The sequence below is a fragment of the Streptomyces sp. NPDC002784 genome, assembly GCF_053592135.1.
In genome coordinates this window covers 18613-44535 of the sequence record NZ_JBSFVD010000033.1, presented here as the reverse complement: position 1 = coordinate 44535, position 25923 = coordinate 18613, and the positions used below count along the sequence as shown (strand labels likewise).

The window sequence follows — 25923 nt, the reverse complement described above, 5'->3', positions numbered from 1 at the left end:
GGTGGTGGGTCGACGGTGACGGCGTGGGCCGAGGCCAACGTCCGTTCCTGCGCGTCGACTTCGTGCAACGCCGTCAGCAAGGTGTACGCGGGTCAGTCGTACCCCGCCCATTGCTGGACCGTGGGTCAGAGCGTGACCGCGGAGGGCATCACCAACGACAAGTGGATCCGGCTGCCGCTGAACGCGGGCGGGGTCGGCTATGTCAGCGGTATCTACCTCAAGGGCGACGAGACCGGAGGCGTCACCACCAGGTGCTGAACCGGCCGCTCCGTCAGCGCTCGCGGTCCGAGGCCGGCCACACGTAGGGCAGGTCGTCGGGGACGCCGGGGAAGAGCGCGGCGTAGGTGTCCGGGTCCTTGCGGACCAGGGCGGAGCGGTGGCTTTCGTGGAAGGGCTCGTCGCCCAGCCAGGGCGGCAGCTCACCCGCGGCCGCCAGGGCGGGCTGGTCGCGCACCGCGGTACCGGGCCGGTGCGCGGCCAGCTGGGAGACGAGGGATGCCGCGCAGCTGTCCTGGTGTCCTTGGTCCCGCCAGACCCGGCAGATCTCCAGGCCGTACCGGACGAGTGCCTCCTCGTACCCGGTCCACATGCGTACGGCCGGGTGCCGGCGCCACCCGTAGCCGGGGATGATCAGGCCGCGCAGCACCTGGAGGGCTTCGACGCGCTGCTTGCCCAGTCGTCGCCGGTCCAGCAGCAGGGCGGTGCGGTGGAAGTCGGATTCTGGCAGGAAGGTCTGCATCGGCCGGCTCGATTCGGTCAGGTCTGCCGTCCCATCGGGCCCTGCGTGTGGTCCGGGTGGGCGGGCGTACGGCGCTTCTCCTTGAGCTGCGCCTCGTACAGGTGGTCACGGCCCCCGGCGAGTTCCTGGACGGCACTCGTCTCCAGCTCCTGGAAGGGCTGGTAGTAGGTGGCGTTGTACGCCTCGATGATCTGGAACGTCCAGTGCCCGGGGATGACGTTGCGGCCCAGGATCTCCGTGCGGACCTTCTCGGCCCACTCGGGATGACCGGCCTCCTTCAGCAGTCTTACGGCGTCGTCCAGTTGCAGGTCGGCGGTCCCGGTCAGCTGGTGGAAGTCGTACAGGCGGCCCCGGGCCCGCTCGGTGGTCTCCCACGCCTTGGAGAGCGCTCCGAGCGCCTCGACGGTCTTGTCGTCGAGGTTGTCGAGGTTGTCGAGGCCGGCGGGACGCTCGTGGCTCGGGTCGAGGGAGCCGGAGGCTTCGGCGACGTCGTTCATGGGTTCCTTCCTTGCGGATGTGCGGATGTGCGGATGTGCGGATGTGCGGATGTGCGGATGTGCGGTGGCGCGTCGGCGCGGTCGGCCGGTCAGTGGCTGCTTCCCGTGCGGTCGCGGTGCATCAGCAGCCGCTGGGCGCGGACCAGGCCGGGTGAGTGACGGCGCAGGGCGGCGCGGGCGGCGTTGGCTCCCGGAGCGCCGTGCACCCCGCCGCCCGGGTGGGCGCTGGCCGAGGCGAGGAAGAGTCCCGCCACGGGGGTCTCCGGGCGTCCGGTGCCGGGTACGGGGCGGAAGAAGAGCTGCTGGTGCAGCGCGGTCGTGCCACCGTTGATGGCGCCGTTGCGCAGGTTGTCGTCGAGGGCTTGCAGGGTCGGGGGCGCCAGGATGCGGCGGGCGCGGATCTGGGAGCGGAAACCGGGAGCGAACCGTTCGACTTGCTGTTCGATCCGGTCGGCCATGCGTTCCTCCTCCGCGGCGTCCCAGCGGCCGGTGATGCCCTCCTCGCCCGCGTCGGAGCCGACCTCGTGGGGGACATGGGTGTACGCCCAGGCCGATTCGGTGCCCTGTGGCGAGCGGGAGGGGTCGGCGGTGGTCATCTGGCCGAACAGCAGGAAGGGGCGGTCCGGGACCTGCCGCATGGCGATCTGCGCGGCGAAGCGGGTGAGCTCGTCCATGCCGTCGGCGAGGTGCACCGTGCCGGCCCGGGCCGCCTGCGATGCCTGCCAGGGCACGGGGGCGTCGAGCGCCCAGTCCACCTTGAACGTGGCGAAGTCCCACTGGAAGCGGCGCAGGTCGTCCATGAGCTGGCTGGGCAGATGGTCGGCGTCCACGAGCTCGCCGTACAGAGCGGGCACCGACACGTCGGCGAGGACCGCCCGGCGCGCCCCCACCATGTCACCCGACGCGGTCCGCACGCCGACGGCCCGCCCGCCCGCGACCACGACCTGGGTCACGCGCTGCCCGCAGCGCACCCGCCCGCCACGCGCCTCCAGCCGCCGCGTCAGGGCCTGGACCAGCGCGCCCGCTCCGCCCACGGGGACGGGAAAGCCGTAGGTCTGACCCAGCATGGACATGAGCCAGCCGAATCCACCGCTGCCCGCCGACTCGGGGGCGAGGTCGGCGTGCAGGGCGTTGCCGGCCAGGAGCAGCCGTCCGCCGTCCCCGCCGAACTCCTCCTCGCCCATGCGGCGGACCGGCAGGGCCAGGGAGCGGGCCATCCGCAGGCCGCCCGCGGCCCGCAGCCGCCGCGCGAGCCGCGCCGTGGCGCGTACGGGAGGGAAGGGCGTGAACAGTGCGTCCACGACGTCGGGGCCCAGGTCCTGCCACATGTCGTGCAGCCGCCTCCAGGCGTCCCCGTCGCCCTTCGCGAAGGCGTCGAGGGACTGGGCGGTGACGTCGACGTCCCGGTCCAGGACCGCGCAGCTGCCGTCGGTGAGGGGGTGCGCGAGCACGCTGGGGGCGTGGCTCCACCGCAGGCCGTGATCCTCCAGACGCAGCCCGGCCAGCACCGGCGATGCGGCGGCCAGGGGATAGAACGAACTGCAGAGGTCGCTGACGAACTCGGGGTCCACTTCCCGGTCGTGGCGTACGGCGCCGCCGGGCTCCGGCTGCTCCTCCAGCACCTCTACGCTCCACCCGGCGTCGGCGAGCAGGTTCGCGGCCACCAGGCCGTTCGGGCCCGCGCCGATCACCACCGCGTCCGGCGCCTCCGGATCGGCTTCTTTCGGCGCGGCGTGCGCCTTGCGCGGCCTGGCCCGGGGCTTGCGGGGCCTCGGCGACGCAGCGGGGGTGGAGTTCTCGCACAACCGTGCGAGCCGGGCGAGCATCGCGCGATGACGCAGCTGGATCAGGGGCTCGATGGCGGCGTTGTGCAGCCGGCCTCCCGTGCCGCGCAGGGGGTGCTCGTCGACGATCACCAGGCAGTCCTCGCCCCACGGCCGCAGCTCGATCGCGATACGGGCCGTGCCCAGGGGCCCCGCGTGGGCCTCCAGCTCCAGGCAGGCGCCTTCCTCGCAGTGGCGCACCACGGTCTCGTTGACCAGTTTCCGGGGGCCGAGGCGGATCTCGTAGCGGATCGCCGCGCCGGTCTGCGGCCACTGCCCGCGGGCGGGCCAGGACCGGGAGGTCCCCACCACCCACTCGCCGTACCGGGTGCCGTCGGAGAGGACGTCCCACACCCGGCTCGGAGGGACGCGGATCAGATGATGACGAACAGCCACGAAGTCCTCCCAAGGCGCCATGGCCGACCGGCCGCCGACCGCGCCCCGAGTGCCCCACCCGCCACAGATCCAACCGAACCGTCGGAGTGACGGCGCGGGACGGGGTCGTCGGAGCGCAGAGCGTGTGCCTGCCGGTCAGAGCGGCTTTCGGCCGAGGCCCGTGGCGCGCCATCGGTCCGATGCCGCGCACACCCGGGTGGCTGGAGGGCACAGGGGGCGGCTGGAGGGCCCGCGGGCACGCGGGCACAAGTAAAGGCAAGGAGTTCCGGCTCCTTGCCATGCTCAACGTATAGCGCACCTGGGGGCTTGCGGCAAGGCCCCGGCGACGGCGCAGAATCGTCCGCCGAGGCTACAACCTGCAGAGATGAGGGCGCGCGGTGCGTGAGCAGTTGCTGAAGGGTCTGACCGAGCTGGAGGCGCCGGTGGGGCCGTACGTGCTGGCCCTCCGCGAGGTCGACGAGACGCGGGTCGCGGTCGTCGGCGGCAAGGGCGCCCAGCTGGGCGCGCTGGCGCGGATCGACGGCGTCCGCGTGCCGGACGGCTTCTGCGTGACGACGGACGCCTTCCGGCGGGTCATGGCGGAAGAACCGGCGGTCGGCGATCGGCTCGATGAGCTGTCGCGCCTGGACCCGGACGACCGGGAGGGCATCCGGGCGCTCAGCGCGCAGGTGCGCCGGATCATCGAAGGGATCGCCATGCCGGACGATCTCGCGGCGGCGATCACTGACGCGCTGAGCCGCTCCGGGGACGACGCCGCCTACGCCGTCCGGTCCAGCGCGACGGCGGAGGACCTGCCGACGGCCTCCTTCGCCGGCCAGCAGGACACGTACCTGAATGTCATGGGACCGACGGCCGTCCTCCGGCACATCAGCCGGTGTTGGGCCTCGCTGTTCACCGAGCGGGCCGTGACCTACCGCCGCCGCAACGGCATTGACCACCGTACGGTCCACATGGCCGTGGTCGTGCAGCAGATGGTCCTCCCGCAGGCGGCCGGCATCCTGTTCACGGCCGACCCCGTCACGGGCAACCGCAAGGTCGCCACCGTGGACGCCGGCTTCGGCCTCGGCGAGGCCCTGGTCTCCGGCCTGGTGAACCCGGACGTCTTCAAGGTGCGGGACGGGGAGGTCGTCGCCAGGACGATCGCCGCCAAACAGCGGGCCGTTCACGCCCTGCCGTCCGGCGGCACGCAGGAAGTGGTGATCGACCCGCAGCGGCAACAGCAGCCGGCGCTGACCGATGAGCAGGCCGTGCGGCTGGTGGAGCTCGGCCGGCGCATCGAAGCACGGTTCGGCCGCCCGCAGGACATCGAATGGTGCCTGCTCGACGATGACTTCCGGATCGTGCAGAGCCGCCCCATCACGACGCTGTTCCCCGTCCCCGAGACCCGCGACCAGGAGAACCACGTCTACGTCTCCGTCGGCCACGGGCAGATGATGACCGACCCCATGAAACCGTTGGGGCTGTCCATGTGGCAGCTGACGGCGATGGTGCCGATGCAGGAAGCCGGGGGTCGGCTCTTCGTCGACGTCACCCCGCGCCTGGCCTCGCCCACGACCCGCGCCGGCCTCCTGGACGCCCTGGGGAAAGCCGATCCGCTGATCCGGGACGCCGTGGAGACCGTCCTCGAACGCGACGACTTCATCCCCACTCTCCCGGACACCGGCCCCGCCGAGTCCCCGGCCAAGGCCGCCGCGCCCGCCCCGATCGAGACCGACCCCGCCCTCGTCACCGAGTTGATCGAGCGCAGCGAGGCGTCCGTCGACGCCCTGGAGCGCGACATCCGGACGAAGAGCGGACCGGCGCTGTTCGACTTCCTGCTGGAGGCGGTCGAGGAGCACAAACGAGTCCTGAGTGATCCGCTGAGCATGCAGGCGATCATGGCGGGGATGGAGGCCACCTGGTGGCTCAACGACAGGCTGGGGGAGTGGCTGGGCGAGAAGAACGCGGCTGACACGCTCACCCTCTCCGCCCCCGGCAACATCACGTCCGAGATGGGACTGGCACTGCTCGACGTCGCGGACGTGATCCGCCCGCATCCGAAGGTGGTGGCGTTCCTGGAGAGCGTCGTGGACGAGGGCTTCCTGGACGAACTGCCGAAGGTGGAAGGCGGCGCCGACGCACGCGACGCCATCGAGGCCTACCTCGACCGCTACGGCATGCGCTGCGTCGGCGAGATCGACATCACGAGGCCACGCTGGCGCGAGCGCCCCACCACACTGGTGCCCCCGATCCTCGACCACGTCCGGAACTGCGAGCCGGGCGCGGCTGAGCGGCGTTTCGAGGAAGGTCGGCACAAGGCGCTGGAGAAGGAACAGGACGTGCTGTCACGGCTGCGCGCCCTGCCGGACGGGGACCGGAAAGCCGACGAGGCCAAGCGGATGATCGACCGGCTGCGGACCTTCATCGGGTACCGGGAGTACCCCAAGTACGGCATCGTCAGCCGCTACTTCCTCTACAAGCAGGCCCTGTTGGGAGAGGCCGAGCGCCTGGTGCAAGCAGGCGTGCTCCCGGAGAAGGAGGACATCTTCTACCTCACCTTCCAGGAACTGCGTGACGTCGTGCGCTCGAAGCAGGTGGACGACCAGCTCATCGAGCGGCGCAAGGAAGCGTTCCGGTCGTACCACGCGCTCACCCCGCCCCGCGTGCTCACCTCGGACGGCGAGGTGGTCACAGGGTCGTACCGGCGCGACGACGTGCCGCCCGGCGCCCTGGTCGGCGTTCCGGTCTCGGCCGGGACGATCGAGGGCAGAGCCCGCGTCGTCCTCGACATGGCACAGGCCGACCTCGAAGCGGGCGACATCCTGGTCACGGCCTTCACCGACCCCAGCTGGTCGCCGCTGTTCGCCGGAATCGCGGGCCTGGTCACGGAGGTGGGCGGCCTGATGACCCATGGCGCCGTGATCGCCCGGGAGTACGGCTTGCCGGCCGTCGTGGGCGTGGAGCAGGCCACCCGCCTGATCCGGGACGGACAGCGGATCCGCGTCCACGGCACCGACGGGTACGTCGAGGTGCTGCCGTGAGCGGGAGCCACCCGGCTCCGGCTGAGTAACCGTCGCACGACAGGGCCTCTTGGCCTTCGCGGGTTCGATGCCCGCAAGTAGCCAAGAGGCCCTGTGTCCCTGTCCGGGGCCGGCCACCTCGTGCGCGCAGGCACGCTGTTCGGCCCACCGCCCCTGCGGGCGGATGGAACAGCCGGTCAGATCCGTCCGCCGGTCATGCGGGTGATCGGGCCGAGCGTACGGCGTCCCGCGCGGCGACCGGCCAGGTAGGACGTGGCGGTCACCGCCGACAAGCCCGCCCCCACACCGGCGGCGACGAGCTTCCGATTGGCGATCAACGTCCACGCCGTCGTGGCGAGGGCCACGGCCTGTCCCGACGCGGTGACGACGGCCTTGCGCCCGGCCTGGACACCGGCGGCCGCGCTCTGCACGACCGCGGTGCCCGTTCCGGCCGCACGCTCGGCCCCCTTCGCGGCTGCTGAGGTCGCGTCACCGGACTTCTCGGCTGCCTTGTCCGCCGCCTGCGACGCGGGAGCAGTCGCCTTCGCCGTGGCCTGCCGGGCCTTGGCAGATGCGTTCCGCTTGTTCGCGGAGTCTTGATTCGTGGCGCTGTTCGACTGATTCATGTCCTTCGCGTTGCCCCTCGCGCCCATGGCAAACACATGTTGTCAAGACGGTGTACGCCGCTACACATCGAGTACACATCGAGCACGGCCGATGGTCACTGGGCGGGTTGGAGCTGGGCGAGCCAACTGGGTGCGGCCGGGTCGCCTTGGTGGGCGCGTTCGGTGAGCCAGGCGAGGGCTTGGTCGGTGCGTCCGGTGTCGTAGAGGAGGGTGACGGCGAGTCCGAGGGAGGCGGTGTCGCCGACCTCGTTGGCGCGCTGGTACCAGGTGATCGCCTCGTCGATGCGCCCGGCGCTGTGCAGGAGGGTGCCGGCGGCCCGCAGGCTGTCGGCCTGCCCCGCTTCGTAGGCCGCGGTGAACAGCCGCAGGGCAGGGGCGAGCAGGCCGCGCTCGCCGGCCGACTGGGCGAGGTCGGTCAGATCCGGGCGGCGTGCGTGGTCGACCAGAGCGTCCCAGAAGCCGGTGGGGGCGCGGACGAGCCGGCGGGTGGCACGCCCGTGCTCCTCGAGGAAGTCCGCCAGCCGGTAGTGCGGTTGGGGTGGGGCGGAGGCACCGCGGCGGGGCCGGATACGGGTGAGGGGACCACGTGCGCCGCGCAAAGGGGCCGCGCAGTAGGCCAGGGCCTGCTCGAACCAGTCCTCGCCCAGAGTGTCCCACTCGGCGTCGGTGAGGTAGCTCTCGGCGGCGGCTTCCAGCAGAGCGTGCGGCAAGGCGACGGTGTGCCCGGCCGCACGCGCGTCCATGGCCGCCTCGATCAGCGCTCGGGCGGCCGGTGGCGCGGTGCGATAGCGCTCCAGCAGGGCCGGCGCTCCGGCCAGGTACTGGGTGATGCGCCCGTCCTCGGCATGCCGGGCGGCGTGCAGCAGCCGCGGATCACGGGCCGCCTGGCCGAGCAACCGGGCGAGATCATCGGCGGTGAAGGCGGCCGGGACGGTGACGCCGGTGCCGGCCAGGAGGTAGCGGGCCTGCGCGTGCGGGTCTTCCCCGCCTTCCTGCGGGCCGGGTTCCTGGACGAGTTGGGCCCAGTGCTCCGGCCAGATGGTGCCCAGCACCAACACCGGCGCCTGCGACGGCTCGCGCAGCAGCGCGCGCAGTGCGGCGGCCACCCGTTCGCCCAGTCCCGTGCCGGGAGTCGTGAGGTAGTGGTGGGTGTCGTTGAGCCAGACCACGGTGTGCGGGCCGATGCCGCCGAGCCCGGTCAGGGCGGCGTCGGCCCGGCCGGGCACGATGGGATGCCAGAGCCGCCAGGTGTCGGGCAGCTCCTGGACGGCCTCCCAGCAGGCGCGGGTCTTGCCGGTGGAGGAGGGGCCGATCAGCACGGCCATCGTGCTGGTGCCCTTGAGGGCTTGCGTCACGTACTGGCGTAACTGCTCGTCGTGCCGGCGCTCGACGTAGGCGGGCAACGGCGGCAGGTCGTGCGGGAACTGGCCCGCGCTGTGGTCGATGGCCCTGTGCACTTCCAGGGCGAACGGATCGGTGACGAGGCGCAGGGGCTGCCCCAGCGGCGCCGTCAGCCGTGCCTTGAGCCACAGGCCGCGGATCAGCAGCGCGAAGTCGTCCGCGTTCCACGCGGCGCGGCGCGCCAGGATGACGGCGATCGCGGCGGCGTCGGCCTGCTGAGCGGGCAATTGCGCTTCGCCCAGGCAAGCCCGGATGATCTCAGCGCCGGGCGCCGGGTCGAGGTCGCTGATACGCGCCGCGTCCGCGGCCAGGTCCTGGAAGGTCGGGGTGCCGGCCGCCAAGTACGCCTCGTACAGAGCGCATTGGAAGTCGCGCAAGGGGCCTGGACCCACCTGGGGTACCTGCATGACACGCGACGGTTGCGGCTCGCTTCCCCCGTTCCTCATCCGTCCATCATGTCTCTTCGCGCCGGTGGGGAGCAGCGTTCGCAGGAAAAGCGGGGTCGGCCGTGACGCATCCGGCGCCGCACGCGAGGCGTACGCGGAGCGGCTCGGCAGCTGGCGGGTGGCGGGCCGTGCGCACCGCGCCGGCTGGCACACTGTCGTTCCGGTGGGTGGAGCGTGCGGCGGTGGGAGCAGGGTGGCGGGGGAGACGATGACGGCCTGGATCGCGGCCGGTTCCGCGGTGGCCGGAGCCGTCGCCGGCGGCCTGATGACCGGGTGGTTCACCCTGGCGGCCGCCCGGAAGCAGGCGCAGGGTGCGGTGGATGCCGCGGCCCGGCAGGCGGACGCGGCCTGGGCGGCCGGCCAGCGCCAGGCGGACGCTGCCTGGGAGGCGGGACGCCGCCAGGCGGACGCCGCCTGGGAGGCCGGACGCCTGCAGGCCGACGCCCAACTCGACGTCGCCCGACAGACGCTGACCGCCCAACACCTCGCCACGCAGCGGGAGGTGCGCCGGACCGCGTACGCCGCTTTCCTCGTCGCCACCGACACCGCGCACCAACGCCGCCGCGAATGGCAACAGGCCCTGGGAACCACGCAAGCAGCCGACTGCCGTGATCTCTACCGGACAGCCCTGCTCTCGGTCACTGAAGCGCTCACCCTGGTCCGTCTCGAAGGCCCCGGCCCGGTCGTCTCCGCCGCCGAAGCCCTGGAACGCGCCCTCGACGCGAGCACACCCGTGAACCAGCACCAGCGCGCGCATACGGCCTTCCTCGACGCAGCACGCACCGCCCTCGCCGCCGCCTGACCGCACTGATCCGGCACCCGCCGCATACTCCTCGCCCCGCAACCTCACGACCAGTGCGGGGTGGGTGGATCGCCGCCATCCTCCCGTAGTGCGGCGGGCGCCAGGAACTCGCAGGCGGTGTGGCGCAGTCTATGCCAGCGGAGACCCGAGCGGGGCGTCAAGCCGGTGGACAGCAGCCTCAGTTGACCTAGGCGAACCTTGACCGGGTCCGGCAGCGAGCCCGGTAGGGCGGCGAACATGTGCACGTCCTCCGGTGCTCGTAAGACCGCTGCCGCGGCGCGGCACCAGGCTTCGGGCGAACCGGCGGCGGGCTCATCGGCAGTGGCGAGCAACGCCGCGAGGACCGCGATTTCGACCTGGGCGAGAAACATGTCCCGATCGACGTCCCATGTACGCAGACGCTGTTGGAGCCGACGCGCGAATCGGGGATCGGCCAGTCGGGCGCGCATGACCTCGCCGGCCAGACGGGCCCCGGCGGTGACTGGGTCAGTCGTCATCAGAGGTCCTCCGAAGGCCCCGGCTGGACGGGGGAGACCAGCCGAGGCCGTATGAGGGTGGCATGCGGAGGGCGGTCGCCTCTCGGCGGAGGGCTCCATGGGGCTTCAGCCGGACGATCGTCCCCATGGGCTATGGGTGAGGCCCGGGGACACTGTCCCCTCCGCAAGCCACATGTAGCTGAACGGTCAACTGTCGCGGGTTGTTCCCGTACGGACCCCGACCACCGGTGTGAGCTGCAGAACACTCGCCGCGCGCGGCTCAGTCGAGGTAGTCGGCGACGAGGTCGGCGAACTCGGCCGGAGCGGCCAGGCGGATGCCGAGGTCTTCGGCCTTGGCCCGCTTGGACCCCGCTCCCTCTCCGGCGACGACCAGCGTGGTCTTCTTGGAGACGCTGGAGGAGGAACGGCCCCCGGCGCGCTCGATCAGCTCGTTCATCTGGTTGCGGCTGAGCTTCTCCAGAGGGCCGGTCATCGCACCGGTGACCACCACGGTCATCCCGGCCAGCGGCCCGCCCGCACGCTCGGGGCTCTCCTCGGCGTCGTCGGCGCCACCGCCCTGCGGCACGGGCGGGGTCGCGCCGGGCTCGGTCATGTTCACCCCGGCGGTGGCGAGCTTGTCGATCAGCGGGGCCAGGTCGGCGAGTTCGGCGACGATCGACGGGGCCTTCTCGGTGCCGATGCCCTCGACCTGCTGCATCGCTTCGGCGTCCGCGGCTCGGATGTGGTCCATGGTGGCGAAGTGCCGGGCGATACGGCGGGACATGGAGCGGCCGGTGCCGCGGACCCCGAGCGCGCACAGTACCCGCGACAGGGGCTGGCCCTTGGCCGCGGCGAGGGCGGCGAGGAGGTTGTCGGTGCTGGTCGCGCCCATCCGATCGAGGCCCAATAGCTGCTCGCGGGTGAGGGTGAACAGGTCGGCGAGATCGGCCACGAGCCCGGCGTCGACGAGCTGGACGACACGCGTGTGGCCCAGGCCCTCGATGTCGAGCTGGTCGCGGCCGGCCGCGTAGGACAGGGCGGCCACCAGATGGCAGTTGCGTCCGTTCTCGCAGCGCCAGCGCTGTTCGCTGGTGTCGATGCCGGCTCCGCAGCGGGGACACGCCTCGGGGAAGACGATGGGCCGCTCGTCGCCGGTGCGCAGGTGGGCGACGGGGGCCTCGATGCGGGGGATGACGTCACCGGCCCGGTGCACCATGACCTGGTCGCCCAGACGCAGGTCGCGGCGGGTGATGTCGGCCGGGTTGTGGAGGGTGGCGTAGGTGATGGTGGCGCCGTCGATCTCGACCGGTTCCAGGACGGCGCGCGGGGCGATGATGCCCGTACGCCCGACGTTCCACTCCACCTCAAGCAGCCGGGTGATCTTCTCGACGGCCGGCAGCTTGTAGGCGATCGCCCACCGCGGAGCACGCGAACCCGATCCTGCCGTCCGCTGGTCGGCGGCCAGGTCCGCCTTGATGACGACCCCGTCGATCCCGAACGGCAACTCGGCCCGCAAAGCGGCGATCTCCTGCACCTGGTCCAGCACCCGCTCGACGGTGTCGGCGGTGATGCCGGGCACCGCGGTGGTGGCGGTGGTGTTGACCCCGAACGCGGCGGCCTGCGCCATCAGCTCGCTGTGCGCGAGTTCGCCCAACCGCGCGGCGAGGGCCGGCTCGGTATGGGGCAGGGGCAGCAGCCCGTAGCCGAAGAACGTCATCGGCACGGTGTAGGCACGCTCCTTGGCGCGCAGGGTGCCCGCCGAGGCGCCGCGGGGGTTGGCGAACGGCTGTCCGCCGTGCGCGGTGCGGACCTCATTGGCGTGCTCGAACTGGGCGGTGGTCATGAGGATTTCGCCCCGGACCTCCACGGTGACCGGCTCGGCGAGTTCGTCCGGCAGGCCCTCGATGGTGCCTATGGCGTGCGAGACGTCCTCCCCGGCCGTCCCGTCCCCGCGGGTGATCAGCTGTCTCAGACGGCCGTCGGTGTAACGGGCGGCGACCGCCAGCCCATCCAGCTTCGGCTCCACGCTGAACCGCTCGACATCGCGGCCGATACGCCGGGCCAGGGATGCGGTCCAGGCGGTGAACTCCTCCGGCGAGAAGACGTTGTCCAGGCTCAGCATCGCCACCGTGTGCGGGACATCGCCCACCACGGCGCCCCCCGCCACCTTCCCCGTCGGCGAGTCGGGCAGCACCTGATCAGGATGCTCGGACTCCCACGCGGCGATGCCTCGCACCAGCCGGTCGTAGGCGTCGTCGTCCAATGCCGACGTCCCGCCCTCGTAGTAGGCGGCCGACGCCTTCACCGCGTCCTCGACCGCCTGCGCGTAGGCGGCGGCATCCATGATCACAGCAGCAGGTGTTGTCATGCCCCTCATCCTGCCTCCCACCACTGACAATGCCCGGTGCGGCGGGGCGGGCGAGACGGCACATGCGGCAGTACAGCGACCCAGATGCGCGCTGCGGAACATCACCCCGAGGCGCGTACGCCATGATCAGGGACAGCCGATTCTTTGGGGGCGCCGTGGGATGGTCTGAGCACGTGGTGGCGCGAGACGGCGTCCGGCTTGCCTGCCGGGACTGGGGCGGGCGTGGACAGCCCATCGTGATGCTGCACGGCCTGGCCGGTCACGCGGGTGAATGGGACGCGCTGGCAGGGCTTTTGAGCTCCAGGTACCGGGTCGTCGCGGTCGACCAGCGCGGACACGGCAGCAGCGAGCGCCACCCACGGGACGTCTCCCGCGCCGCCTACGTCGCCGACGTCATCGCCGTAGTGGATCAGCTGGCGCTGCGGCGGCCCGTCCTGGTTGGCCAGTCGCTCGGCGGGCACACGGCCATGCTCACCGCCGCAGCGCACCCCGCACACGTCCGCGCACTCGTGCTGGTCGAGGCCGGCCCCGGCGGCCCAGACGCGCAGGCGCCCGCGAACATCGGCGGTTGGCTCGACTCGTGGCCGACACCGTTTCCCTCACCGGAAGCGGCAGCCGCATTCTTCGGCGGCGGACCGGTCGGCGCGGGATGGGCGGCGGGACTGGAAGAACGGGAGGGCGGATGGTGGCCTCGCTTCGAGCGGGACGTGATGGTCCGCTCACTGGCGGAGACCGCGCAGCGCTCCTTCCTGCCCGAGTGGAGGCAGGTCGCGTGCCCCACCCTGGTCGTTCTGGCCCAATCCAGCTTCATCCCTGCCCAGGAAGCCGACGAAATGCTCCGGCAACGACCCACCACCATGGCCATGAGCATCCCGGGCACAGGCCACGACCTGCACTTGGAACAGCCGGAACTCCTCCATACCGCGCTCTCGGACTTCCTTGAGGGCTTGGCCCAAGAGGGGACTTCGGCTCGCGGATCGTGAGGGCCCGGGTACGTCGTCCCCGCCCATCGGACTCCCGCACGGCAGGGAAGGACGAGTCGCGGCGGTGCCTACTTCTTCCAGCGTCCGCGGGCGATCATGATCACGCCGATCGTCAGCCCCACCACCAGGACCACGAGGCCCAACTGCCAGCTCAGGCCGACTGCCGCTCCCGATCGCGCCACGTACATGGAGAGCTCCTCACGTCCTCGTCCCCGGCCCTCGCAGGCCTTGAGCAAGCAGCCGTGCCCCCCACCCCACATGCCCCCGATGGCGCCGCTCATGGCTGACGGCCCCACCACTGTGCCCGCACCGGCCCGGCACCGGTGATTTGACGGATCCGCGTTGCCGAAGGGCACCGCTTGAATCGGCATGGTTCGACTCCCGCACGATCTCCGGCGCCGGAAGCACGGGACGCCCCCGTGCGCCCGGCACGACGACGCGCCGCCACCGCCGAGGGCGGGCGGCGCGGCCAGAAGGGATCAGTCATGTCATCTCGCCTCAGTCTGCGGCTGCTCGGCGCGGCCACCGCAGGCGCCATCGCCCTAGGGGTCACCGGCGCACTCTCCGGCCCCGCCTCCGCCGCCACCCAGGTCTACAGCGAGAACTTCTCCTCCGGGCTCGGGACCTTCACCTCCACCGGTTCCGTCAGCACCACCACCGGGGCGGCGCGACTGAGCGCCTCCCTGCTCACCGACCCGTCCCTCACCTCCGCACCCATCGCCCTGACCGGATACAGCGGCATCTCGGTGTCGTACACCCGCACGGCGACCGGCCTCGACCTCGGTGAGGCGTTCACGGTCGCCTACTCCGTCGACGGCGGCACGTTCACCACGCTCGAGTCCTCCCGCACCGCCTCGGGCGCGGCGTCGTTCCAACTGCCCTCGTCGGTCGACGGCCGCAGCGTGCGGCTCCGCTTCTCGCTGGACGCGAGCAGCGCGCTGGAGACGCTGACCGTCGACGACGTCCTCGTCCAGGCGGCGGGCGGCGGGGGCGGCGGACCGACCGATCCGCCGGGCGGAACGCTGCCCCCGGTGACCAACGTGACCGCGCCAGGGCCGTACGCGGTGACCATCGACACGACCGCCGGTCCCGGCAACGACGGGTGGCTGGTGTACCCGTCGAACGCCGGGCAGAACGGCGTGAACCACCCGGTCCTCGTCTGGGGTCCCGGCGCGGGTTCCGACCCGGCCGCCTACGAGGACATGCTCCGCCAGTGGGCCTCGCACGGGTTCATCGTCTACAGCGAGGTCTCCTCCAGCAGCGGCGACTACATGGTCGACGCCCTGGACTGGATCGAGGACCAGAACGCGAGCCCCAGCAATCCGCTGTACCAGGACATCGACACCTCCGAGGTGGCCTTCGGCGGCCACTCCCGCGGCTCGATCGGCACCTTCGACGTGGCGGACGAGCCGCGGCTGGAGACCACGATCCACGTGGCCGGCGGCTCCTTCGACGGCAACGGGCCGGACAACCTCCGCAACCCCGCCCTCTACATCGGCGGCGACGACGACTTCGCGACCCCCAACGTGGAGCGTGACTACGCCAACACCGACGTACCGGTGTGGTTCAACATCCTGAACGGCACCGACCACATCGCCGCCACCCGCAACGGACAGCACATCATCACCGCCTGGCTGCGGTGGCACCTGGCCGACGAGGAGTTCCGCCGCACGCAGGACTTCCTGCGCACCGGCTGCACCTTCTGCGGCCTCGGCGAGACGCAGTACAAGAACTGGTAAGCAACGCGAGGGCACCGGTGGCCACCACCGGTGCCCTTCCGGAGGGTACTTGCGCAGTCGGCAGCGGGATTGCCCCGTGATTCACGCTCAGCCGATGGCGATACGGGGGTGCGCGGACGGGGTGATCCAGCTCATGATCCGGTCCATCGTGGCGCGGGGGACGGAGACGCAACCGGCGGTGGCGCCGCTGCCGTTGACGTGGAGGAAGATACCGGCGCCGCGGCCGGGGGTGGCGGGCCAGCGGTTGAAGTCGATGACGAGGGCCTTGGCGTACTGCGTCGGGTAGTTGATGAGGTGCTCGCTGCCCCGGTCGCCGGACTCGGTGAGCGGGAAGTCCGCGCCCGCCTCGCCGTGCATCTGGTTGTAGAACTTCGACTCCGGGTCCTGCACCCACCAGTCGTCGTCGGCGACGACGTGGTAGGGCATGGCGGTGCCGCCGGGGACGTGGCCGAAGCCTTCGGTGATGGTGTAGGTGCCGCCAGGCGTGGTGTACGTGTTCTGCATCCGGGTCGCCCCGTTGGTCACCCCGTTGGAGCCGACCCGGCCCGCGCCGGTGCTGAACTGCGCCTTCCAGCCGGAGGGGCCCTTGGCCCAGGCGGTGACGGTGGCGTAGGAGCCGCTGGCCTTGACGGTGATCACCTGGGTCGCGTCGCCCACCTCCACGGGGACCGGGAAGTCGGGCGCGGCGGGAACGGTGGTGTCACCACCGGATCCTCCCGTCGTGGAGCCGCTGCTGCTCTCCCTGCCCGCGTTGTCCGCGGCGGCCGTGGACGCGGAGGCCGAGACCGACGGTGAGACAGACGCGGAGGCGGAGGCGGAGGTGCGGGTGGACGGAGACCCGGAGGGCGATGCGCTGGCGGAGGCTTCGGGCGAGCCGGACTGCGAGGTCCGCGGCGCCGCGACCGATTCCGAGGCCGCCTCCTGCCGGTCGTCGTCCTGCCCGCCGCAGGCGCCGGTCAGGGTCAGGGTGCCGAGGACGGTGGCAGTGGTCAGCACCTGCCGGGGAAGGGCGTGCACAGAGGGCTCCTTGCGTTCTCGTCTGCGGATCTGGTCATTTCTGGGTGCCGCTGCCTGCCGCGCCCGGCGCGGGCAGAGTTCCGATGCACGTGGCGCGGCCGAACGCACCGCTGGCGGTGGCGCCTTGGACGTACCGGCCGCGGATGGTGAGCGTGCAGCGGGCCTGACCGCCGTGCTCGCCGAGCACGATGCTGACCACTGGCTCGCGGCCGAGGGGCACGGCAACCGTCTTGCGCCACGGCAGCGCCGCGTCCTTGACGGTCACGGCCTTCGAGGACTCGCTGCGCGCCTGGTAGCTGATGTCGGCGGTGCCGTTGCCGGTGACTTCGTAGGTCACCGAGGCGGTGGGAACCCGGCGTTCGGGTGGGGTGTCGTCCTGACCGTTGTCGAGGACGCCGTAGAGGACAAGCCCGGTGCAGGCGGCGAGGGCGGCGCCGGCGATGAGCAGCCCTGCCCGGTCGGAGCGGGGGCGGCGGGGCTCGGCTGATTCGCCGGCCGCATTCCCGTGCCGTGCGTCTTCATCCGTTTCCCGCGGGGAAGGTGCGGGTTTTCCGGTTACGGCGCCCATGAAACGTCCCCTTCGGAAATAGGAAATAGCCCGGGTGGCGGGCGATGACGGGCGCTTTATACATGACGCCGTTCCCCGATCGCCAGCGTGCGGATATTTCGGACATCCAGATCCCGAATTCTTGGTAACTGCCCTTCATGTCCGGTCGCTTGACTTGTCATCAGTTGACTGACTAGGAACTGCGTCGCCGCGTTCCGTGGCCTTGTTCGTGCTGCTCAGAAGGCACTGGGACGGCGAATTCCGGTCAGCTTCTTCAGGAAGGTTTGGCGTGAGACCCAGACTGGGGAGAACGATGGCTTGCCTGGTGGCAGCCGCGGTCATGAGTACCGCATTGCCGCAAGCCGCTTATGCGATGCCGGCCTCCGACGGTGATGACAAGGGACTCATCGACACGGTCAAAGGCTGGTTTTCGGACGATGACGAAGACGGCGACGAGCCTGCGCTCGAAAACCCCCCGTCACACGATGAATTGGACGTGGCGGACCGGGAGAAGCTGCCGAAGGAGAAGTTTCAGCCACCGGCCAAGCGGGTCCGGGAGATCACCGGCAAGCGCACGTCGAGTGCTCGGTTCTGGGCGTTGTCGGACGGCCGGGTCGAGGCGGAACTGTCGGCGACCCCGACCTCGTACCAGCAGGGCACGTCGTGGAAGCCGATCGACACGACGGTGGACGAGACCGACGCGCAGGGCTTCGATTTCGCCAATACGACGAACGAGGGCCGTACGTGGTTCGGTTCGGATGCGGACCGGCTGGTGAGTTTCAGGTCACCGGACGGCCGCTCGGTCACCCTTGGCCTCCAAGGTGCGAGCGGCAGGCTGAAGCCGGTGGCGAAGGGGTCCACGGTCACGTACCAGGACGCGCTCGGCGGCGCGGACCTGGAGTATGTGGTCGGGGCGGGCCGGGTCAAGGAGAACATCGTCCTGGCCGAACGCCCGGACGGCCCGCTGGAGTTCGTGTTCACGCTGGACACCGACGGTCTGGTGCCGAAGGCGCGCAAGGACGGCTCGATCGCGCTGTACGGCGCGCTGCCCAACACACCGGTCATGGTGATCCCGGCGCCGTACATGACGGATGCGAAGAAGGCGGACCGATCGGTCTTCGGCCAGACCTACAGCACCGACGTCACCCAGAAGCTCACCCCGGACGGCAAGTCCTGGAAGCTGACGGTCACGCCGGACGCGAAGTGGCTGGCGGCGAAGGAGCGCCAGTACCCCGTGGTGATCGACCCGACGATCACCATCGCGCCGTCACCGTCCGGATCTCAGGACGTCATGGTCCTGTCGGACCAGCCGTCGACGAACTTCAACACCAGCTGGAAGCTGTCCGCGGGCAAGACCGACACCGGTATCGCCCGCTCGCTGATCCGGTTCCCGCTGGACGAGATCCCCGCGGGGGTGGATCTCGACTCCGCACGCCTGGAGATGTACTTCGACCAGGCGCACACCACGGGGGCCGGCAACAACACGATCGAGGTGCGCCGGGCCACCGGCCCCTGGGACGAGACGACGGCGACCTGGTCCTCCACCAGCGCGCTGGCCGGTGAACTCTCCGGTACCACGGTGCAGTTCGACGACGGGGACGCGGGCACGGCGGCCGTCGGTGCCTGGCCGTCGTCGGGCTCGACGCTCGCGCAGCACGCGATCGGCGGCGACTACCGGGTCAACCAGGACTCGGTCTCCGGCGACACCCACACCTGGCGGACACCGGTGGGCGACACCGGCACCTACCGGGTCGACGTGCACCACGTCGCCTCAGCCAACCGCACCACCGCGGCCCCGTACACGGTGACCTACAACGGCGGCAGCGCGACCACGTCGGTCGACCAGTCGGCCGGCACCGAGGGGGTGTGGACCTCGCTGGGCGGCGGCACTCAGTACCAGTTCAACCGGGGCGGCACCGGCTACAAGGTGGTCCTGGGCGACACCGCCAGCCCGGCGGGTTCGGCGGTGATCGCCGACGCGGTGCGGCTGAGCAACCCCGCGCAGGTCGTGAAGAACAAGGGCGAGTACAGCCAGTGGCACAACTTCCCGGTCACCAATACGGTGCAGAAGTGGATCAGCGGCACTGAGGTCAACAACGGCTTCGTCCTGCAGGCCAAGGACGACACGCTGGCCGCGACGGCGCTCGGTGGGCCGCGGTACGAGGCCGGTGACGGCGACTACGGCGGCGAGACCTCGACCATCCCGCGGCTGACAGTGACGTACGGCAAGGTCGGCACCACGCTGAACTCACCTACGGTGATTCACGGCACGGGTCCGGAACTGTCGTGGAAGCCGTACAGCAACACCACCGGTGACAGCGGTCTGGACATCGTCGAATACCAGCTGCACCGCTCCACGCAGCAGGCGTTCACGCCGTCCGCCGCCACCCTGGTGGCCCCGCTGGGCGGGACGGTCACCAGCTACACGGACACCACCGCGACACCGACCCCCGACTCCTCCAGCGTGGAGATCGGCCGGTCGTACTACTACCAGATCGCGGTGAAGACCGCCGATGACCAGTTGCTCGGCTCACCGACCCGGATCGTCGGCGTCCCCAAGGCCGGCCGCACCATGCGGCTGATCCAGGGCACCGCCGGCGGGGTCACGGACACCACCTTGTCGTCCGCTGAGCCGACGACCAACCAGGACACCCTCTCCTACGACGGTGTGGGCCAGAAGTGGCTGAGCGTGGGCAACAACACGCCCACGAGCGCTACGGAGAAGACCCGCGCGGTGATGAAGTTCCCCACGGACGCGATCCCCGCCACCGCCACGGTGCTGGAGTCGCGGATGTTCATGTGGGGCGCGGAGACCACCACGAAGACCAACGGGGCGATCTACGAACTCCGCGGCCTGAACCGGGGCTTCACCGAAACAGAGGCCACCTGGAACAACGCCACGTCGGCCACCGCGTGGACGACCGCGGGCGGCGACTATGCGGCGACGGTCTCGGACACCGTCGCCCAGGTCTCCGAAGTCGGCCGGCACTGGTGGGACGCCACCTCACTCACCCAGAGCTGGATCAAGACGCCCACCAGCAACAAGGGCGCGATGGTCAAGCTCAAGGACGAGACCGGCGCAGGCCCGCAGGAGCAGACGGTGTTCCTCGCCTCGGAGGCCGCCGACCAGCAGATCGGCCCGCTGCTGCGGGTCATCTACGTCGACTCCACCACCGAGGACACCTACTACGCGCCGCGGACCCCGGCCCGGATGACCCCCAACTCCACCTACACGGTCGACTTCACGGTCACCAACACCACGAGCACGGCATGGGCGGCGGGCGAGCGGCAGCTGTCGTACACCTGGAAGCTCCCGGACGGCACCGACGCCACCACCGGCGGAAACCAGCTCTCCACGGCGATCCCGGCCCTGTCGCCCGGCCAGTCGGCGACGATCAAGGCGCAGGTCAAGACGCCGATCAACTCCGACTCGGGCAACAAGCGCACCGAGTACGTGCTGGGCTGGGACGTCCGGAAGGTCTCCGACGGCAGCTGGCTGTCCGCCGGGACCGGCGGCATACCGGCACTGAAGCAGAACGTGGCGGTGGAGGACGCCACCTCCAACAGCCTGGGCCTGGAGAAGTTCTACGCCTACACCGGCAAGAACACCGGCGCCGGTTCGACGGTGATGAACAACCTGGCCTCGGGCAACAGCGTCTGGTCGTACAACGCGTTCACCAACCCCGGACGCGGCCTGACCACCTTCGCCCGCTTCTCGTACAACTCCCTCGACACCAGCGACACGGTGTCGGGCGCGGGCTGGTCGGCACAGCTCGCCGGGCCGATCCGCCTCGGCGCCGCGCTGGACTTCCACCCCAATCCCCACCCGGCCGAGATCCGTCTGCCCGACGGCGACGGCACCACCCACGTCTTCCGCAAGCAGGCCGACGGCACGTGGAAGGCGCCGGCGGGCGTGCACTACCGGCTCACCATGAAGGCGGGCCTGGACTGCACCCCGGCCAAGGACCCGGTCCCGGACGCCTGGACCCTGCTCCGGCCCGACGGCACACGTTTCCTCTTCGGCTGCGACGGCTACCTGACGTCGATCGTCGACAAGAACGGCAACACGCAGACGTACACCTACGAGGAACGCAAGTCCAACCACAAGCCGACGAAGTTCCTCAAGTACATCACCGACCCGGCGGGCCGGAAGTCGCTGCGCGTCGGGTACTGGCTCAAGGGCGACGCGACCTACTCGTACATCAACGAGACCGGTGCGCAGGTCACGGGGACGAACCTCAACAACCCCAAGATCTACGACCACATAGCGTCCCTGACGGATATCTCCGGCCGCAAGATCTCCTTCTACTACACCGAGACCGGCCAGCTGGGCCGCATGGTCGACGGCAACGGCTCCGACCAGCCGAAGACCTTCAGGTTCACCTACGACGCCATCCAGGGCAACAAGAACGTCAAGCTGGTCAAGGTGACCGACCCGCGGGGCAACGGCACTTCGCTGGCGTACCACTCCCCGGCGGCGGGCGACAACCCCAAGTACCACTGGTGGGCCAAGACGATCACGGACCGTCTCGGGGGTGACACGGGCTTCGCGTACGCGGCGAACACGGCCAACCCCAAGTTCACCGACACCACGGTCACCGACGCCGAGACACACGCGGCGAAGTACGTCACGGACGACTTCGGCCGCCCCGTCCAGACCACGAACGCCAAGTCCCAGACCACAAAGATGAGTTGGGACGCCGACAACAACGTCACCTACCTGGAAGAGGACAACGGCGCCAAGACGGCGTATTGCTACGACCAGAAGACCGGCTACCCCCTCTGGCAGCGCGACGCGGAGAACAACAAGACCGGAGTCCCGGACCAGGCGACCGCCTGCGTGACCGACCCCACCAAGTGGCCGGCCAGCGCCGCGAAGTACCAGTACCAGACCCGCGCCGACGGCTACTCCGCCGACCTGTGGCGCAAGACGTCACCCGAGGGCCGGGCCTGGCAGTTCGGCTACGACACCTTCGGCAACCTCAAGACGGTCACCGACCCCAAGGGCGTGGCGACGGCGACGGCCGGTGACTACACCACGAAGTACGACTACAACTCCTATGGCCAGCTGACCAAGGCGACGGACGCCAACGGCAACCCGACCAGCTACAGCGGCTTCGGCCCCACCGGCTACCCGGCGACGATCACCGACGCGCTGAACAAGTCGACGGACTACGTCTACGACGAGCGCGGCCAGGTCCGCGAGGTCACGGACGCGCTGGGGAAGAAGACCACGCAGGGGTACGACACGTTCGGCCGCCCCACGGTCAACACCGTGCCGAAGGACCAGGCGGCGGGCGCCCTGATCACCACGCCCGCGCCCGTCTACGACGCCAACGACAACGTGACGACGTCGACGGCACCCAACGGCGCGGTCTCCACCGCGGTGTACGACAAGGCCGACCAGGTGTCCACGGCGACGGCACCGGCGAACAACAACACCGCACCGCGCACCTCGACGTACACCTACGACAAGGTCGGCAACCTCAAGACGACGACCGAGCCGAAGGGCACGGCGACGACGGCGGACCTGACGGACTACGTCACCACGAATCACTACAACGAGATCTACCAGCTCGACCACGTGGTCAACGCGGCCGGTGACAAGGTCAGTTACGAGTACGACACGGTCGGCAACGTCACCAAGGTCATCGACCCGAAGAAGAACGCGACCGCCGACACGACCGACTACACCACCAAGACCGCCTACGACCTGAACCACCGGGCCACCACCGTCACGGACGCGGCCGGAAAGACGAGCAAGCGGTTCTACGACAAGGACTCGCTCGTCACGTCCACGGTGGACGCGGAGAACAACACCACCACCATCGCCTACGACGAGCGCGGCAAGCAGAAGGAGGTCAAGGTCCCGCACTCCGGGACGACGTCCATCACGTACCGCACGACGCAGTTCGAGTACGACCAGGTCGGCAACACCACCAAGGTCATCACCCCGCGGGCTGTAGCGGCCGGCACGACCACGGCGTTCACCGCGCGGACCGAGTACGACGCGTTGAACCGCCCGGTCAAGCAGTTCCAGCCGTACGACCCGGCGGATCCCCGCTACAACAACGCGAACGTCTACACCCAGACCGTCTACGACGAGGTGGGCCGGGTCAAGAAGACCTCACTGCCGCCGTCGGAAGGCGAAACGGTCCGCAACGACACCAGCTACTCGTACTTCGACAACAGCTGGGTGAAGTCCTCCACCGACCCGTGGGACATCGTCACCACCTACGACTACAACGAGCTGGGCCAGCAGACCAAGCGCACCCTGACCTCGGCGGGCGGCTCCTCCGACCGCACGATGACCTGGTCGCACTACCCGGACGGGACGCTGAAGTCCCGCGCGGACGCCGGTGTCCCGGTCGGCAAGTCGGTGGTCCTGGTGGACAACTCCGACACGCAGAACACCTCGTCGACGGGGACTTGGGCCACCGGCGACGTTGCGGGCCAGCACGGCTACAACCACCGCACGCATGCGGCCGGCACGGGTACGGACGCCTTCACCTGGACCCTGAACATCCCCAAGGACGGCACGTACACCGCGTACGTGAAGTTCCCGAAGGTGACGGGTGCGGCGACGGCAGCGAAGTACACGGTCACCCACTCCACGGGGACCGCCGACAAGACGCTCGATCAGAACGCGACGGCGAACCAGAACACCTGGGTCGCTGTGGGCTCCTACGCCTTCAAACAGGGCAACGCGGCCAAGCTCCAGCTGTTCCAGAACAGCGGTGGTGCGGTCGTCGCCGACGGCGTGAAGCTGGTGCGTGACACGGCCGGTGAGACCGACACCGAGAAGAACAACTTCGCCTACACCTACGACCTCAACGGCAACCTCACCAAGATCGACGACACGTCGTCGACCGCGAAGATCGACGCGTACACGGTCGCCTACAACGGCCTCAACCAGGTCCAGAAGGTCACCGAGGCGCTGGCCGGTACGGAGAAGAAGGCCACGTCGTACACGTACGACGCCAACGGCCAGCCGGAGACGGTCACCCACCCGGATCAATTCTCCAAGTACACCTACGACTTGCGTGAGCTGGTCAAGACGGTGTCGGTCGGCAAGACAGCAACGGACGCGGCACCGAAGGTGACGTCGTACACGTACACCGACCGCGGCCTGAAGCTGAAGGAGACCAAGGCCAACGGCAACACCGTCGACTACGCCTACTACCTCGACGCGGCCCTGAGGTCGACGACCGAGAAGAAGGCCAACGGCACCCTCGTCTCCTCCCACACCTACGCCTACGACGCCAACGGCAACAAGGCGCAGGACGTGGCGAAGAAGATGAACGCCGACAACCACGCGGCGTACCTGGAATCGACCACCAACTACAGCTACGACCCGGCCGACCGCCTGAAGGAGTCGGTCAAGACCGGCAACGGCGCGGGCACGGAGACTTACGTCCACGACGACAACGCCAACGTCATCCGCCAGACCGTCAAGGGCACCGCGACCACCTACAACTACGACCGCAACCGCCTGCTGAGCGCCACGACGGGCACGTCGACGGCGAAGTACAACTACGACCCGTTCGGCCGCCAGGAATCAGTCACCTCGGGCGGCCAGATCATCGAGCGCAGTACGTACGACGGCTTCGACCACGTGGTGAAGTCCGAGAAGGCCGACAGCACCGGCGCGCTGAAGGCAACGACGTACACCTTCGACCCACTGGACCGCACCGCCTCCAAGACAGCGGACGGCAAGACCACGGACTTCTCCTACTTGGGCCTGTCATCGGAGGTCCTGGACGAGAAGGTCGCCGGCGAGCTGACCAAGTCCTACCAGTACAGCCCTTGGGGCGAACGCCTCTCGCAGATCAAGCACAACACCGACGGCACGGCCGAGGCCGGTTACTACGGCTACAACAGCCACACCGACGTCGAAACACTGACGGACGCAAGCGGCAACACCAAGGCTACGTACGGCTACACCGCCTACGGCTCCGATAACGAGGCCGAGTACACGGGCATCGACAAGCCGAACGCGGCGGACCCGACCAAGGAGGCGTACAACGCCTACCGTTACAACGCCAAACGCTGGGACGCTCAATCCGGCACGTACGACATGGGCTTCCGCGACTACAGCCCGGGGCTGAACCGCTTCACGAGCCGGGACATGTACAACGGCGCCCTCGCCGACATGGGCCTCGGCAGCGACCCTTTCACCGGCAACCGCTACGCCTTCACGGGCGGAAATCCCATCAGCTTCATCGAAATGGACGGGCATACGAGCTGCGATGCCACCGGGATGTGCGGGGGCACTTACCGCGAATCCACGGCGCCCAAGACGCGAGGCGGTGGCCTGTTCGGCGGCCTCATCACGAGTTTTGTGATCGGCATCTCCGAACTCCTTGGGGATGACTCTGCCCCCGGTGACGGCTCCGCCAGCGGCACTACGCCACGAACCGATCCGACGTGTCACGGCACTGACGGTCAGGGCTGGATCTCCTACAGAGATGTGGACACGGCCCACGGAGGACGGGCCACGGGCGCCGTCGGATGCATCGACAAGGCATACGCCTCCACGCACGGCACCGACGTCAAGTGCCGCAGCACGCCCTACATCTGCCCCCCCGGATACGAATGGGCGAGGAAACTTGCCCGCTGGTACGGGCACCCGGACCCGGGCCGGCACATCAACGCCTGTCACCTGATCGGTGCCTCCCTCGGTGGTGACGGCCTTGACCCTAGGAACCTCGCCACATGCGGTCGGGTCACCAACACATATGGCGACGACGTCGCAGGAACTCAGACGATCAACATGCGGGTCTTCGAGGAGGTTGTTGAAGATGCGATCGAGGTGGGTCAAGTGGTGCTCTACGAGGTGACCCCCAATTATCTAGGAGCCCGTACCGTGCCCAGGTCAATCACGGTGTCGGTACAGGGGATGTACGCGGACGGCTCACCAGGTGTCATCTTTACCGACGAGCTTCCCAACCTCCTCCTCACCGGGCCCCAGGGATCGCAACAGTTCAGCAACCTAGGTATGGTCACCGACAGCCGGTCCGGGATACCAGTACCTTCTGCGGGGATGCCATGACAGTGACGCGAA

General features: G+C 69.7%; 15 protein-coding genes and 1 pseudogene. 6 read left to right on the top strand and 10 right to left on the bottom strand.

The features are described from left to right. Positions 1–258, top strand: a 258-nt coding sequence (locus tag ACWD1Z_RS33155; RefSeq protein WP_451123897.1) for an SH3 domain-containing protein, incomplete at its 5' end; no start/stop codon positions are given. 13 nt (positions 259–271) lie between these two features. Here ACWD1Z_RS33155 and ACWD1Z_RS33150 read toward each other — a convergent pair. The 4 genes and pseudogenes from ACWD1Z_RS33150 to ACWD1Z_RS33135 all read right to left on the bottom strand — a co-directional run. Then, a complete protein-coding gene (locus ACWD1Z_RS33150; RefSeq protein WP_389419695.1) occupies positions 272–739 on the bottom strand; it encodes an MSMEG_6728 family protein in 468 nt (155 codons plus the stop codon). Positions 740–756: 17 nt separating this feature from the next. Continuing rightward, positions 757–1236, bottom strand: coding sequence for a hypothetical protein (locus ACWD1Z_RS33145; protein ID WP_451123895.1), 480 nt, complete (start codon positions 1234–1236; stop codon positions 757–759). Between the two features lie 89 nt (positions 1237–1325). Then, complete coding sequence (locus ACWD1Z_RS33140; RefSeq protein ID WP_451123909.1) at positions 1326–2930, bottom strand: phytoene desaturase family protein; 1605 nt, start codon at positions 2928–2930, stop codon at positions 1326–1328. Between the two features lie 114 nt (positions 2931–3044). Then, positions 3045–3476: pseudogene (locus ACWD1Z_RS33135) on the bottom strand (SRPBCC family protein); the annotation flags it as partial. 356 nt (positions 3477–3832) lie between these two features. Between ACWD1Z_RS33135 and rph the strand changes: the two are divergent. Then, positions 3833–6475, top strand: coding sequence for a rifamycin-inactivating phosphotransferase (gene rph / locus ACWD1Z_RS33130; protein ID WP_451123893.1), 2643 nt, complete (start codon positions 3833–3835; stop codon positions 6473–6475). A 176-nt stretch (positions 6476–6651) separates the two neighbouring features. Here the strand turns inward: rph and ACWD1Z_RS33125 are convergent, their stop codons facing one another. Both ACWD1Z_RS33125 and ACWD1Z_RS33120 read right to left on the bottom strand, forming a co-directional pair. Continuing rightward, positions 6652–7080 (bottom strand): hypothetical protein, encoded by a 429-nt coding sequence (locus ACWD1Z_RS33125; RefSeq protein ID WP_451123891.1) that lies wholly within the window; start codon positions 7078–7080, stop codon positions 6652–6654. A 95-nt stretch (positions 7081–7175) separates the two neighbouring features. Next, positions 7176–8858: a hypothetical protein gene (locus ACWD1Z_RS33120; RefSeq protein WP_451123889.1), complete on the bottom strand. Its 1683-nt coding sequence runs from the start codon at positions 8856–8858 to the stop codon at positions 7176–7178. A 277-nt stretch (positions 8859–9135) separates the two neighbouring features. On the opposite strand from ACWD1Z_RS33120, the gene ACWD1Z_RS33115 reads away from it, so the two are divergent. After that, on the top strand, positions 9136–9729 hold the full coding sequence (locus ACWD1Z_RS33115) for a hypothetical protein (protein ID WP_451123887.1): 594 nt from the start codon (positions 9136–9138) through the stop codon (positions 9727–9729). A gap of 44 nt (positions 9730–9773) precedes the next feature. On the opposite strand, the gene ACWD1Z_RS33110 is transcribed toward ACWD1Z_RS33115, so the two are convergent. Together ACWD1Z_RS33110 and ligA are read right to left on the bottom strand one after the other, a co-directional pair. Next, positions 9774–10226 (bottom strand): hypothetical protein, encoded by a 453-nt coding sequence (locus ACWD1Z_RS33110; protein WP_451123885.1) that lies wholly within the window; start codon positions 10224–10226, stop codon positions 9774–9776. A 259-nt stretch (positions 10227–10485) separates the two neighbouring features. Continuing rightward, positions 10486–12573, bottom strand: a complete 2088-nt coding sequence (ligA, locus tag ACWD1Z_RS33105) for an NAD-dependent DNA ligase LigA (protein ID WP_451123883.1) — start codon at positions 12571–12573, stop codon at positions 10486–10488. Between the two features lie 155 nt (positions 12574–12728). On the opposite strand from ligA, the gene ACWD1Z_RS33100 reads away from it, so the two are divergent. Next, positions 12729–13556, top strand: a complete 828-nt coding sequence (locus tag ACWD1Z_RS33100; RefSeq protein WP_451123907.1) for an alpha/beta fold hydrolase — start codon at positions 12729–12731, stop codon at positions 13554–13556. Between the two features lie 485 nt (positions 13557–14041). Next, positions 14042–15295, top strand: coding sequence for a poly(ethylene terephthalate) hydrolase family protein (locus tag ACWD1Z_RS33095; protein WP_451123881.1), 1254 nt, complete (start codon positions 14042–14044; stop codon positions 15293–15295). Positions 15296–15382: 87 nt separating this feature from the next. On the opposite strand, the gene ACWD1Z_RS33090 is transcribed toward ACWD1Z_RS33095, so the two are convergent. Both ACWD1Z_RS33090 and ACWD1Z_RS33085 read right to left on the bottom strand, forming a co-directional pair. Further along, a complete protein-coding gene (locus tag ACWD1Z_RS33090) occupies positions 15383–16312 on the bottom strand; it encodes a L,D-transpeptidase family protein (protein ID WP_451123879.1) in 930 nt (309 codons plus the stop codon). Positions 16313–16346: 34 nt separating this feature from the next. After that, complete coding sequence (locus tag ACWD1Z_RS33085; RefSeq protein WP_451123877.1) at positions 16347–16880, bottom strand: hypothetical protein; 534 nt, start codon at positions 16878–16880, stop codon at positions 16347–16349. A 319-nt stretch (positions 16881–17199) separates the two neighbouring features. Here ACWD1Z_RS33085 and ACWD1Z_RS33080 point away from each other — a divergent pair, with 319 nt between their 5' ends. Beyond that, on the top strand, positions 17200–25911 hold the full coding sequence (locus tag ACWD1Z_RS33080; RefSeq protein ID WP_451123875.1) for a golvesin C-terminal-like domain-containing protein: 8712 nt from the start codon (positions 17200–17202) through the stop codon (positions 25909–25911). Positions 25912–25923 lie beyond the last annotated feature (12 nt).